Below are 11833 nucleotides of genomic sequence, written 5' to 3' on the forward strand. Positions count from 1 at the left end.
AACTTTCGAGTCTCAAGAGAGGCTGGGAGGTTTGCATTGGATATCGATCTCCGTTTCGAGCCGGTGACAGCAGACCGGTGGAGTGACTTCGAACGGCTCTTCGGTCCCCGCGGAGCGTTTTATGATTGCTGGTGTGTCGCGCTTCGCTTGCCTCATGCCGTGCGGACGAGGATGAGGCCGGACGAGCGAAAGTCGCACATGCTTGGCAGGATCGCTGTCGGGCCGCCGCCAGGTATTCTGGCCTATGCCGATGAGGAACCGGTCGCCTGGGTTCAGGTCGGGCCAAGGCACGACGTACCGCAATTCAACTCGTCGCGGACAGTGTCCCGACCGATGGAAGAGGGTGATGCACACGATCCGTCATTCTGGGCGGTGAGTTGTTTCTTCCTGACATCGCATTTGCGTGGGCAGGGGCTCAGCCATCAACTGCTTGCCGGTGCGATCGACCATGCGTGGCGCCACGGTGCCCGCTACCTCGAGGGCTGTCCGATTGACCACGTCAAGCAATCGAAGTCGGTGACGCTCTGTATTGGATCAACCGCGATCTTCGATGCGGCTGGATTTGAAACCGTGGCCAGACGAAAGGATGGCCGACCGCTCATGCGGCTGGACTTGCGCCCTTGAGGACATCCGCCGAGAAATGCGCCCTCAGCAACTCTGCGGCATGGTCCCAGCCGGCGGCGGCGACGATGTTTCCAACTGGCGGTGGCGCGAACGGCTTGAAATCCGCGTTGGCCATCATGGTCAGGAGCAAGCACTTAGGCACATGATGGGCAACGGAAAGGAGATTGCGTTGCATATCATCGATGAAGGCGACTGGCAGGCTTCGGCCATCATGCAGCCTTGCGACGACGGGCCCCTTGGGCTCTTCCGTGGCGATCAGGTCGAACGAGAGGTCGAGCTGATTGAGAAATTCGCGCCGGATACCGTGGTGCCGAGGTGGCATCGCGGTCAAGAAGACGATGTCGGCGTCGGCCGAAAGCGACTGCAGTGTTTCAACGGCTTTTTCCGCCGGTTTCTGCCAGAGGTGCTGGTTCGCGAAGAACACTTCCTCGAACGAATCGACGGCGTCCCTATCCAGCTCGCTGCCGTCAAGCAGAGAGACGATATTACCGTAGAGGCGGAACGACCGCGGCAGGAGGTCGTAGCTGTGCGAGCGCAGGAAAGCGGTGAAGGGAGTGAGGAACTCGAGAACCACTTCGTCGATGTCGCACACAACCAAAGGCCGGTCGCCGAGGCGCACCTGGCTGACGTTGGTAGCAATATCCATGCTCAAAATTCTCCCGAGCCAAGTCCCGGCGGCGAAAAGTGCAGCCATGCCGCATTCAATGCGTCGGGCGCGGTGCCGGTCGCTTGGCAGAAGGCCATCGCCGTCGGCTCGTGCTGCATGACGAAATCCATCATGCCGGAAAGGAAGCCGGGATCGCTGACCACGCGGCGCACCTGGGCCGGTTCAACACCGGTCAATGCGAGAAAACGACCGAACAGATCCGGATCGTTGGCAAGCCAGGCAAGAACGGAGATTGCAGTCTGCTGCGGATCGGCCGCGAGTTGTTTCGAAGTCTTGAAGTTGCTTTGCATTTTTCTGGGTAAATTACCTATTTTTCAACCAAATAGCGATAGTGTGCCGCGATCGGTTCTATGGAACCATGCCATCGCAGAAGTCTTCTTCATGCGGGGAAGCGGTACCGGAACGGACGTAGGACGCGTGTCATGCCCAAGCAGGTGATGATTGTAGAAGATAACGAGCTCAACATGAAGCTCTTTCGCGACCTCATCGAGGCGTCCGGTTACACGACGATTCAGACCCGAAACGGCATGGAAGCGCTCGACCTCGCGCGCAAATACCGGCCCGATCTGATTTTGATGGATATCCAACTCCCCGAGGTTTCTGGTCTCGAGGTTACCAAATGGCTGAAGGAAGACGATGACCTGCACGTCATTCCTGTTATCGCCGTTACAGCATTTGCCATGAAAGGTGACGAGGAACGCATACGCCAGGGCGGCTGCGAGGCCTATGTCTCCAAACCCATTTCCGTTCCTAAATTCATTGAGACGATCAAGACCTATTTGGGCGATGCCTGACGCATCGGAAAGAAGCCTATGACTGCGCGCATTCTCGTGGTTGATGACATTCCGGCCAACGTCAAGTTGCTCGAGGCGCGGCTAGTCGCGGAGTATTTCGATGTCTTGACCGCCGGCGACGGCTATCAGGCCCTCGCAATATGCGAGCGCAACCAGGTCGATCTTGTCCTTCTTGATATCATGATGCCGGGGATGGACGGCTTCGAGGTCTGCGAGCGCCTGAAGGCCAATCCCAAGACCTCGCACATACCTGTCGTCATGGTGACGGCCTTGGATCAGTCGGCCGATCGCGTGCGTGGTCTGAAAGCCGGCGCAGACGATTTTCTCACCAAACCGGTCAATGACCTTCAGCTGATTTCCCGGGTGAAGAGCCTGTTGCGGCTGAAGACGCTCAGCGACGAATTGCGCATTCGCGCCGAAACAGCGCAGACCATGGGGATCGATGAACTGCTGCGAACCGGCGAGGGGCGGGGCGACGAATCGGGCCAGGTGCTGCTGGTCGACGGACGCGCCAATTCGCAGGAACGCATCATCAAGGCGCTGAAGCCCATCGCCGATGTCTCGGCAATCTCGGATCCGCAGGCGGCACTCTTCGAAGCGTCGGAAACCCCCTTTGAACTGGTTATCGTCAACGCCAATTTCGACAACTATGATCCGCTGCGCCTGTGCTCGCAGCTTCGTTCGCTCGAGCGCACGCGCTTTCTACCGATCCTGATCATCACCGAGCAGGGCGACGACGACATGGTGATCCGGGCCCTGGAACTCGGCGTCAACGACTATATCGTCCGGCCGGTCGATCCCAATGAGCTGGTGGCGCGCAGCCTGACGCAGATGCGCCGCAAGCGTTATAATGATCGCCTGCGCGCGAGCGTGAAGCAAACGATCGAGCTTGCCGTGACCGATCCGCTGACCGGGCTCAGCAACCGCCGCTACCTGGATAATCACCTCAGCACGCTCTTCAATCGCTCGATGGCGCGAGGTCGTCCGCTATCGGTGCTGATCACCGATATCGATCGCTTCAAGCAAGTCAACGACACCTATGGCCATGATGCGGGGGATGATGTGCTGCGGGAGTTTGCAAGGCGCATCCGCTCCACCGTCCGTGGTGCCGATCTGGCCTGCCGATACGGCGGCGAGGAATTCGTAGTGGTTATGCCGGATACCTCACCCGAAGTGGCGGCAGCCGTCGCGGAGCGACTGCGCTCGGTGGTCGAGACGGTACCGTTTCTGCTGAAGTCAACGGGGCAGGAACTGGACGTCACGGCGTCCTTCGGCATTTCGTCGCGGATCTCCTCCATCCTCACTCCAGGGCAGTTGATGAAGCAGGCGGACCTTGCGCTTTACGAGGCAAAAACGGGTGGCCGTAATCGCGTGGTCGCCGCCGCTTGAGCAATGCTTCTATGAGGCATTTCAGGTCATCCACAACTTGCTAATTAAGGGCGGACGGCACGGCAACGAAGTAATTGCAGTTGCAAAGCCGGCATTTCCCTCCGAAGGTTTGCTCGCTCTTGATATCATGCTAGGCAGATGCCGCGCGGTTGCTGGGACAAATGTGAGGATCAATCGGATGTAGCCGGCATTTCGCAAGTAGCCGCGAATGGACAAGCTTTGGCCCGCATCGGCGGAAGCTAATACTATTGGGCTATAGTTTCGGCCTTCTTTGCCCATTAGGCGCTATTCTTGCAAAAGTACGCGATTCCAAGCTTTAAAAACTGTCCCAAAGCCGTACTTTTAACCATGAAATCAAGCCCAGAAATCTAACCATTAAGAATTTGTTGATTTTCTTTCATTTTCGAGCAAATTATCGGCCATAAGAGATAAGTACTCCCGTGAGGAGTCCGAGGTACCCCATGATGCTCAGGTCCGCCGCATCTCCTGGGTCGTGGGGTCGGTCGGCTGGTTTGCAACAATAAGCGGTTCCTCGTGCCGCGTTGCTTGCTGGTCGACCCCCTTTCAGGAAAACGCCGTCCTTTCCGCATTTTAGGAAGGACGGCGTTTCTGTTTTCAGGCCTCGAGACCAGACGGCAAAGCCGGCAAACAAAAAGGCGCGCAGCCCATGGGCGCGCGCCTCTTCGAAAAACGTCAGATCAAGCGATTACTTGATCTTGGTTTCCTTGAACTCGACGTGCTTCTTAGCAATCGGGTCGTACTTGGTCTTCGTCATCTTGTCGGTCATCGTACGGCTGTTCTTCGTCGTGACGTAGAAGAAACCGGTGTCGGCCGTCGACAGCAGCTTGATCTTGATTGTGGTAGCCTTGGCCATGGTCGTCCTGCCTTTAATAAAATGAAAGCCGTGGCAGGCCGGATAGGCTCCACGGCAAATTCTGGCGCGAAACTACGAATCCCGCCCGAAAAGTCAAGCCCGCTTTCGGAGGAAAAGCAGCCTGATCGAGGAAAGCAGGGCATAAAGCCCGAAGAATCCGGCGATCGCCCAGGCAAAACCGTTGTTGCCGGCAACGTCGATGGCGGCGCCGATAACCTGCGGCCCGGCCACAGTGCCAACCGCGTAACAGAATACAAAGGCCGCGTTGGCTGCTGCGAGGTCCGAGCCGGTCAGGCGAGAGCCGAGGTGACTGAGTCCCACCGTATAAAGGCCCGCGACACAGCCGCCCCAGAACAGAAGTACGGTCGCCATCAGAATCCAGCTGTGCACGAGAACCGGCAGCATCAGGGAACCTATCAGGCCCATGAAGGCCATCGCGGCCAGCAGCGGGCGCTTGTCCTTCATTCGGTCCGAGAGCAGCCCAACCGGGATCTGGAAGATCACGTTGCCGATTCCCATCACCGTCAGCAGCAGCGCGGCCTGAGATTCCGTAAAGGAGGCGCGCACCGCATAGATCGGGAACAGTGCCAAACCGCCGGCTTCGACGGCCCCGAAAATGAAGACGGCGGCCGTTGCGGTGGGCACAAGGAAGACGTAGCGCATGAAATGAAGTTCAGGCTTCTCCTCGAGAACCGGGCTTTCGTAGCGTGCGATGTAGATGGGAATGGCGGCCAACAAGACGGCACCAGCGCCGACCGCGAATGGAAGCACGCCCTCGCTGCCGAGAATCGAAAAGAGCAGCGGCCCGCCTGCAAAACCGAGCGAAAGGACGGTTGCATAGATGCCGAGCACGAAGCCGCGCTTGGAGGGCGGCGAGGCGGCATTGATCCAGAATTCCGATAGGATGAACAGCGTCGTCGTCGCGCCGTGAAAAGCGAACCGCAGCGGAAACCACATCCAGAAGTCCTGGGCATAGTAGAAGCCGAGTGCGCTGATCGCTGAAATCACGACGGCCCAGATCATCGTCGGGGCGACGCCGTATTTGTGCGCCAGTTTCGTGGTGATCGGCGCAGCCGCCATGGCGGCAACCCCGGCCATCGCCGTATTCAGTCCGATCAGTGTCGATGGAATGCCGCGCTTTTCGAGAATGATGCTGAGAAGCGGGAGTCCCAGGCCGATTGCTATGCCGACAGCGGAGATGGACGAAATGGCTGCCACCAGTGAAGGCCAGTGAATTTCTTCGACATCGCCTGGTGTTGTGCCGTTCCGCGGCTGAGACATATACGCATCCTTAGAGACCTGCTGCACAGAATCGCTCACCGCGACGCACCATAGAAAGGCACAGGCGTGCCAAATCCAAGTGACGGCTGTGCTTTACAAGATGAAATGCGCTGGCGGCAATAACCTGGATGATCTTGAAGTCGTATAGTCAAAGAAGCTTACCGAATACACATGAGATTTCGCCCCGCGGAACCGCAGCGCCGTTGGGGCTGCCACTACACGTCAATTGTGTCGTCAAGGTGAAGGCAGAAATGTCCTAGCGCTTGCGGCCCGGTATCTCGTAGGCGTCATGATCGTCGGTTTGTCCACCGAAGCCGTGCATCTTCAACGCCCATTGCAGACCGATGACACCGCCCTTGATCGGCTGGATGATCAAAAGCGTGGCAATCAATGTGATGGGTGTCCAGATCGCGAAGGTCAGCCAGAGGGGCATTGGCCAAACGAGATCCGTTGCCATGTAGCCGCCGATGATGACATGGCCGATCACCACGATTGCAAGGTAAGGCGGTAGGTCGTCCGAGCGATGATGGTACATGGCCTCGCCACACGCGGCACAATTGTCCACCGGCTTCAGGAAGCTTTTGAAGAGTTTGCCGCTGCCGCATGCGGGGCAGGTGTTCATCATGCCGCGCTTGACAGAGCGGCCGAGCGGACGTTCCGCCTCCTGATTGCTTCCGTAACGGATCGTCTGGTCGCTCGAGGTGGTCGTCATCGTTCGTTTCCTTTCGCGGCGCCCTACACGCCTATCGCCGCCCTCTTGGCGGCCTTGTCCCGGCCTTCTTGCGTGCCCGGCTTGCGTCCCGCCGGCCCGCCTTGTGGAACGAACGTACAGCTGTGGGCATTTTTCGCCCTTCGCTGATCATCTCGAAGCGTAGCGCACCGGCAAGCGGAACGGCTTCTGCAAGCTTGACCGTGACACTGTCGCCGAGGCGATATCCGAGCCCGGTCTTTTCGCCAGACAGCGCCTGGTGCGCCTCATCATAGATGAAGTAGTCCGTTCCGAGCGTAGATATAGGAACGAAGCCGTCTGCTCCATAGTCCGGGAGAGTGACAAATAGTCCCGATTTCGTCACACCTGATACGCGTCCTTCGAATTCCTCGCCGACGCGGCCGGCAAGATGATGCGCAATCAGGCGGTCCACCGTTTCGCGCTCGGCCGCCATCGCGCGGCGCTCGAAGGTTGAGATCTCGGCGGCGATGTCGTCGAGCGCGGCCTCTTCGTCGGGCGTGATCCCGCCTTCACCGAAGCCGAGCGAACCGACCAGCGCCCGATGCACGATCAGGTCCGCATAGCGCCGGATGGGCGAGGTGAAGTGCGCGTATTTCATGAGGTTCAGGCCGAAATGCCCGATATTCTCGGGGCTGTAGATCGCCTGGCTCTGAGAACGCAGCACCATCTCGTTGACCATCGTCTGGTGCGGCGTGTCGTCTGCCTTGGCGAGGATCATGTTGAAATTGTTGGCGCGCATGTTGCCGCCCTTGGCAAGCGATATGCCAAGCGTTGCCAGGAACTCGCGCAGCACTTCCTGCTTGGCGAGCGTCGGCCCGTCATGGATACGGTAGATCAGGACTTGCCGCTTCTTCTCCAGCGTCTCGGCGGCCGAGACGTTGGCCTGGATCATCATTTCCTCGATCAGCTTGTGTGCATCGAGGCGCGGCGGCACGAAGACGCGCTCCACGGTGCCGTCAGGCTTTAGCAGGATCTTGCGTTCCGGCATGTCGAGTTCAAGCGGCTGCCGGCGCTCGCGGCCGCGCGTCATGATCCTGTAGGCATTCCACAACGGCTTCAAGATTGGTTCCAGAAGCGGTCCCGTCTTGTCATCCGGCTTGCCATCGATGGCCGCCTGCGCCTGCTGATAGGAGAGCTTTGCAGCGCTCTTCATCATGACACGGTGGAAGGTGTGGCCGATTTTGCGGCCTTCCTTCGAAAACACCATGCGAACGGCAAGCGCCGGCCGGTCCTGACCTTCTCTCAGCGAGCAGAGATCGTTCGAGATGCGCTCCGGCAGCATCGGCACGACCCGGTCGGGGAAGTAGACCGAGTTGCCGCGCTTCAGAGCTTCGCGGTCGAGTGGCGAGCTCGGGCGGACGTAATAGGAGACGTCGGCGATGGCGACCGTAACGATAACGCCGTCCGGATTGTCGGGAGAAGGGTCAGTTTCCGCATAGACGGCGTCGTCATGGTCTTTCGCATCCGCCGGGTCGATGGTGATCAGCGGGACATCTCGCCAATCTTCGCGATGCGACATCGTCGCAGGTTTGGCATCGTCGGCTTCGGCGACCACAGCAGGCGGAAATATATAAGGGATTCCGTGAGCATGGATGGCGATCATCGAGATCGCCTTCTCGGATGCGACCGAACCGACAATCGACAGGACCTTGGCGCGTGCCAGGCCGAAGCGCCCAAGGCGAGCGACTTCGACTTCAACCAGATCGCCGTCCTTGGCCTCGCCCTTGTAGTCAGGGTCGATCACCATTTCCTCGCCGCGTCGGTCGATCGGAAGCAGACGGCCGGCTCCTCCCGGCGCATCCTTGAAGACCCCGAGCAGCGCACCGCGGCGCTTGTCCAAAATCTTGATGATGCGCGCCGTGTAGGCCGGCCCACCACGGTCGGCGGCCGGAAAGATCTTCGCCAGGATGCGATCGCCCATGCCGGCAACCAGCGCCTTGCCCTTGCCGTTGCGCCCGGCAGGCGAGGTCGACTGGCGAATAGCGACAGCAGGCGCAACGCCCTGATCGTCAGGCCACTCCGCCGGGCGGCCGATCAGTTCGCCATCCTTGTCGCGCGTCGTGATGTCGAGCACGGTGACAGGCGGCAGTGCGCCCGGCCGGATCAGCGACTTGCGCGTCTTCTGCAGCATGCCTTCCTGCTCCAGTTCGCGCAGGAGGTGTTTCAGCTCGACCCGGCTGTCGCCTTTCAGCCCGAAGGCCTTTGCGAGTTCGCGCTTCGAGGCCTTCTGCGGATGATCGGCGATGAAGCGCAGGATCACGTCGCGGGAAGGCAGGGCTCCGTGAGCGATGTTCAGCGGTTCGGCTGCGGGTTGTTGGCTGGCGCGTCCAATCTTGCCGGGACGCTTGCCCATGCCCTTCATTCTTTCCCGCGGGATTTTGCTCACTCTTTGCTCTTTTTCGTCTTTGCCGGCGCCTTGGCCTTCGCCGTCTTCGGCTTGGCCGCGGTCTTGGTCGTCTTGGTTTCAGCCGCAGCGGCCTTCGCCTTCGGTTTTGCCTTACTCTTCGAAGCCGGTGCCTTGCCGGCCTTGGCGGCGATCAGCGCCAGCGCTTCCTCGACGGTCAGGGCCTGCGGATCGGTGCCCTTCGGCAGCGTCGCATTGACCTTGCCCCAGTTCACATAGGGGCCGTACTTGCCGTCGCGAACCGTGATTGCGCCGCCGTCGGGATGGTCGCCGAGCTCTTTCAGAGCTGCCGCCGCCGTCCTCCCACCCGGCGCCTTGCTCGCCTTCTCGGCGATCACGGTGACAGCGCGGTTGAGGCCGATCGAGAAGACGTCTTCGACGCTTTCAAGGTTGGCGTAGCCTCCATCATGCAGCAGGAACGGCCCATAACGGCCGATGCCGGAAGAAATCATCTTGCCGGTTTCCGGGTGCTTGCCGATGTCGCGTGGCAACGAAATCAGCGCCATCGCCTTTTCGTAATCGATGTCCTCAGGCTTCCAGCCCTTCGGCAGGGAAGAACGCTTGGCTTCCTTGCCTTCGCCACGCTGGATGTAGGGGCCGAAGCGTCCTGAACGCAGGGTCAGTTCTTCGCCAGTCACCGGATCGGAACCGAGATTCTTAGGCTCGTTCAGCGCAACGCCTTCGGCCTCCGAACCGCCTTCTGACGAAAGCTGGCGGGTATAGTTGCATTCGGGATAGTTCGAGCAGCCAACGAAGGCGCCGTATTTTCCAAGCTTAAGCGAAAGATTGCCGGTGCCGCAAACTTGACAGATGCGCGGATCACCGCCGTCTTCTCGTTTCGGGAATACAAGTGGCGCCAGTGCCTCGTTAAGCGAATCGAGGACGTTGGTGACACGAAGTTCCTTCGTATCCTCGATCTGGGAGAAGAAGTCCTTCCAGAAATCGCGCAGCACCTGCTTCCAGTTCAGCTCCCCGGCAGAGATCCGGTCGAGCTTCTCTTCAAGATCTGCCGTAAAATCGTATTCGACGTACTTGGTGAAGAAGCTTTCGAGGAAGGCCGTCACCAGCCGGCCCTTGGCCTGCGGGATCAGTTTGCGCTTGTCGATGGTGACGTATTCGCGGTCACGCAAGGTCGCCAGCGTCGCCGCGTAAGTCGACGGACGCCCGATGCCGAGCTCTTCCATCTTCTTGATCAGCGTTGCCTCGGAGTAGCGCGGTGGCGGCTCAGTGAAGTGCTGAGTCGAATTGATCTTCTGCTTCGCAAGGTTCTCACGAGCGTTGATCTCGGGCAGGCGACCATCCTCGTCACCGTCGTCGCTCTGTTCGCCATCTTCCTTCTGGTCGGTATAGGCGGCGATGAAGCCGTCGAAACGGATCACCGAGCCGACAGCGCGCAGCCCAGCTTTCTCACCTTTGTTGTCGGCGGTGATTTCAGCCGTCGTGCGTTCGATCTCAGCCGATGCCATCTGGCTCGCAATGCCCCGCTTCCAGACGAGGTCGTAAAGCCTCAACTGGTCGGCATCCAGGTACTGCCGCACGCGGTCGGGCGACTGATTGAAATCAGTCGGGCGGATCGCTTCGTGCGCCTCCTGTGCGTTCTTTGCCTTGGTCGAATAGAAGCGCGCCTTCTCGGGCATGTAGCGCTGGCCGAATTGATCGACGATGGCCTTGCGTGCCGCGTCGATGGCTTCGGGCGCCATCTGGACGCCGTCCGTACGCATGTAGGTGATCAGACCAACTGTTTCGCCACCAATATCAACACCCTCGTAGAGCTTCTGGGCGATCTGCATCGTCCGCGACGCCGAAAAGCCAAGTTTCGAGGACGCTGCCTGCTGAAGCGTGGAGGTTGTGAAGGGTGGTCCCGGGTTGCGCTTGACCGGCTTCGCCTCGACCGTGTCGACGACATAGGTCGCGCCTTCCAGAAGTGCCTTGAGCTTGCCGGCTTCTTCGCCGTTTCCGATCGCGCGAGGCTGCAACCGCTTGCCATCAGCCGCAACCAGTTTCGCTTCAAACTCGTCGCCTCGCGGCGTTTTCAGGAGAGCCGAAAGGTTCCAGTACTCTTCAGAGATGAAGCGTTCGATTTCGGATTCGCGATCGCAGACCAGGCGCAGCGCCACTGACTGTACGCGGCCGGCCGAACGCGCGCCGGGGAGCTTGCGCCAGAGAACCGGCGACAGATTGAAACCGACGAGATAGTCGAGGGCACGGCGAGCGAGATACGCATCAACCAGCGGAACGTCGATGTCGCGCGGGTCGGCCATGGCGTCGAGCACGGCCTTCTTCGTGATGGCATTGAAAACGACCCGCTTCACGGTCTTGCCGTTCAGGACGCGCTTCTTGTTCAGCATGTCGAGGACGTGCCAGGAAATCGCTTCACCCTCGCGATCCGGGTCGGTTGCGAGGAATAGGCTGTCGGATGACTTCACAGCGTCGGCGATGTCCTTCAGTCGCTTGGCAGACGCGCCGTCGACCTCCCACAGCATCTCGAAATCCTGGTCGGGAAGGACCGAGCCGTCCTTGGCAGGCAGATCGCGGACATGGCCGAAGGAGGCGAGCACCTTGTATCCGGAGCCCAGATACTTGTTGATCGTCTTTGCCTTGGCGGGCGATTCTACCACTACAACATTCATCATGATTCTCTAAAAAAACGTGCCAAGCCGGTGCATAAGCAGATGGAATCCCTGCCGTGCCAGGATAACCGGCTCTTCGACATGGACAGGGAAATCGTTTCGGTCAAGTGGTCTGACCTCATTTTTGCGTATTACAACGCGATGCAACCAATGCGAGATAGCGAACGTATTGCAAGTTAGGATAATTTAGGTATCGTTTTTGGAGTGTGGTTCGGGCTAGCCGAAAGGCGGCGTTTCTCTTTCCTCAGAGACTATCCCATGGCGGCCAAGTTCGCAAAGAAAGATACCGGACGATCCGGCTCGCAAGAGAACATCGCGTTCATCAGGCAGATGCTGGCTGAGTTGCGGCGAGTGGCGGAAAAAGAGAACGCCGATATGCTCTGCTATCTGATCGTGATGGCCTATGTGGAGGCCGGCGATCTGCAGGCCCGGATGTAGGG

Annotated in this window: 11 protein-coding genes; 4 read left to right on the forward strand and 7 right to left on the reverse strand. The window is 59.3% G+C overall.

Annotated elements, in window-relative coordinates:
• Window positions 1–36 precede the first annotated feature (36 nt).
• Window positions 37–624, forward strand: a complete 588-nt coding sequence (locus IB244_RS16785; RefSeq protein WP_192304843.1) for a GNAT family N-acetyltransferase — start codon at window positions 37–39, stop codon at window positions 622–624.
• On the opposite strand, the gene IB244_RS16790 is transcribed toward IB244_RS16785, so the two are convergent.
• Window positions 599–1270 carry a hypothetical protein gene (locus IB244_RS16790; protein ID WP_018857031.1) on the reverse strand — a complete coding sequence of 224 codons (672 nt, stop codon included), beginning with the start codon at window positions 1268–1270 and terminating at the stop codon, window positions 599–601. The genes IB244_RS16785 and IB244_RS16790 overlap by 26 nt on opposite strands.
• A gap of 2 nt (window positions 1271–1272) precedes the next feature.
• Complete coding sequence (locus tag IB244_RS16795) at window positions 1273–1581, reverse strand: DUF3572 domain-containing protein (RefSeq protein ID WP_018857030.1); 309 nt, start codon at window positions 1579–1581, stop codon at window positions 1273–1275.
• A 132-nt stretch (window positions 1582–1713) separates the two neighbouring features.
• Between IB244_RS16795 and IB244_RS16800 the strand changes: the two genes are divergently transcribed.
• Together IB244_RS16800 and IB244_RS16805 are read left to right on the forward strand one after the other, a co-directional pair.
• Window positions 1714–2085 carry a response regulator gene (locus tag IB244_RS16800; protein WP_007531841.1) on the forward strand — a complete coding sequence of 124 codons (372 nt, stop codon included), beginning with the start codon at window positions 1714–1716 and terminating at the stop codon, window positions 2083–2085.
• Between the two features lie 18 nt (window positions 2086–2103).
• Window positions 2104–3474, forward strand: a complete 1371-nt coding sequence (locus IB244_RS16805; protein WP_018857029.1) for a PleD family two-component system response regulator — start codon at window positions 2104–2106, stop codon at window positions 3472–3474.
• Window positions 3475–4180: 706 nt separating this feature from the next.
• Here IB244_RS16805 and rpmG read toward each other — a convergent pair.
• The 5 genes from rpmG to topA form a co-directional block, all read right to left on the reverse strand.
• Window positions 4181–4348, reverse strand: a complete 168-nt coding sequence (gene rpmG, locus IB244_RS16810; RefSeq protein ID WP_003587245.1) for a 50S ribosomal protein L33 — start codon at window positions 4346–4348, stop codon at window positions 4181–4183.
• 93 nt (window positions 4349–4441) lie between these two features.
• Window positions 4442–5629, reverse strand: coding sequence for an MFS transporter (locus IB244_RS16815; protein WP_018857028.1), 1188 nt, complete (start codon window positions 5627–5629; stop codon window positions 4442–4444).
• Between the two features lie 256 nt (window positions 5630–5885).
• A complete protein-coding gene (locus IB244_RS16820) occupies window positions 5886–6341 on the reverse strand; it encodes a DUF983 domain-containing protein (RefSeq protein ID WP_018857027.1) in 456 nt (151 codons plus the stop codon).
• Window positions 6342–6372: 31 nt separating this feature from the next.
• Entirely contained in the window at window positions 6373–8745 is a 2373-nt protein-coding gene (gene rnr, locus IB244_RS16825; RefSeq protein ID WP_192304845.1) for a ribonuclease R, read from the reverse strand.
• Complete coding sequence (gene topA, locus IB244_RS16830; RefSeq protein ID WP_192304897.1) at window positions 8742–11393, reverse strand: type I DNA topoisomerase; 2652 nt, start codon at window positions 11391–11393, stop codon at window positions 8742–8744. Before topA ends, rnr begins: the two co-directional genes overlap by 4 nt.
• Before the next feature lie 258 nt (window positions 11394–11651).
• Here topA and IB244_RS16835 point away from each other — a divergent pair, with 258 nt between their 5' ends.
• Complete coding sequence (locus IB244_RS16835; RefSeq protein ID WP_018857024.1) at window positions 11652–11831, forward strand: hypothetical protein; 180 nt, start codon at window positions 11652–11654, stop codon at window positions 11829–11831.
• Window positions 11832–11833 lie beyond the last annotated feature (2 nt).

This window comes from Rhizobium sp. RHZ02, assembly GCF_014851575.1.
Taxonomy (GTDB): Bacteria; Pseudomonadota; Alphaproteobacteria; order Rhizobiales; family Rhizobiaceae; genus Rhizobium; species Rhizobium altiplani.

Excerpts from the sequence above, each read along its gene's own strand:
- IB244_RS16790 (WP_018857031.1), bottom strand. The coding sequence starts at position 1,270 with ATGGATATTGCTACCAACGTCAGCCAGGTGCGCCTCGGCGACCGGCCT.
- IB244_RS16795 (WP_018857030.1), bottom strand. The coding sequence starts at position 1,581 with ATGCAAAGCAACTTCAAGACTTCGAAACAACTCGCGGCCGATCCGCAG.
- IB244_RS16800 (WP_007531841.1), top strand. The coding sequence starts at position 1,714 with ATGCCCAAGCAGGTGATGATTGTAGAAGATAACGAGCTCAACATGAAG.
- IB244_RS16805 (WP_018857029.1), top strand. The coding sequence starts at position 2,104 with ATGACTGCGCGCATTCTCGTGGTTGATGACATTCCGGCCAACGTCAAG.
- rpmG (WP_003587245.1), bottom strand. The coding sequence starts at position 4,348 with ATGGCCAAGGCTACCACAATCAAGATCAAGCTGCTGTCGACGGCCGAC.
- IB244_RS16815 (WP_018857028.1), bottom strand. The coding sequence starts at position 5,629 with ATGTCTCAGCCGCGGAACGGCACAACACCAGGCGATGTCGAAGAAATT.
- IB244_RS16820 (WP_018857027.1), bottom strand. The coding sequence starts at position 6,341 with ATGACGACCACCTCGAGCGACCAGACGATCCGTTACGGAAGCAATCAG.
- topA (WP_192304897.1), bottom strand. The coding sequence starts at position 11,393 with ATGAATGTTGTAGTGGTAGAATCGCCCGCCAAGGCAAAGACGATCAAC.
- IB244_RS16835 (WP_018857024.1), top strand. The coding sequence starts at position 11,652 with ATGGCGGCCAAGTTCGCAAAGAAAGATACCGGACGATCCGGCTCGCAA.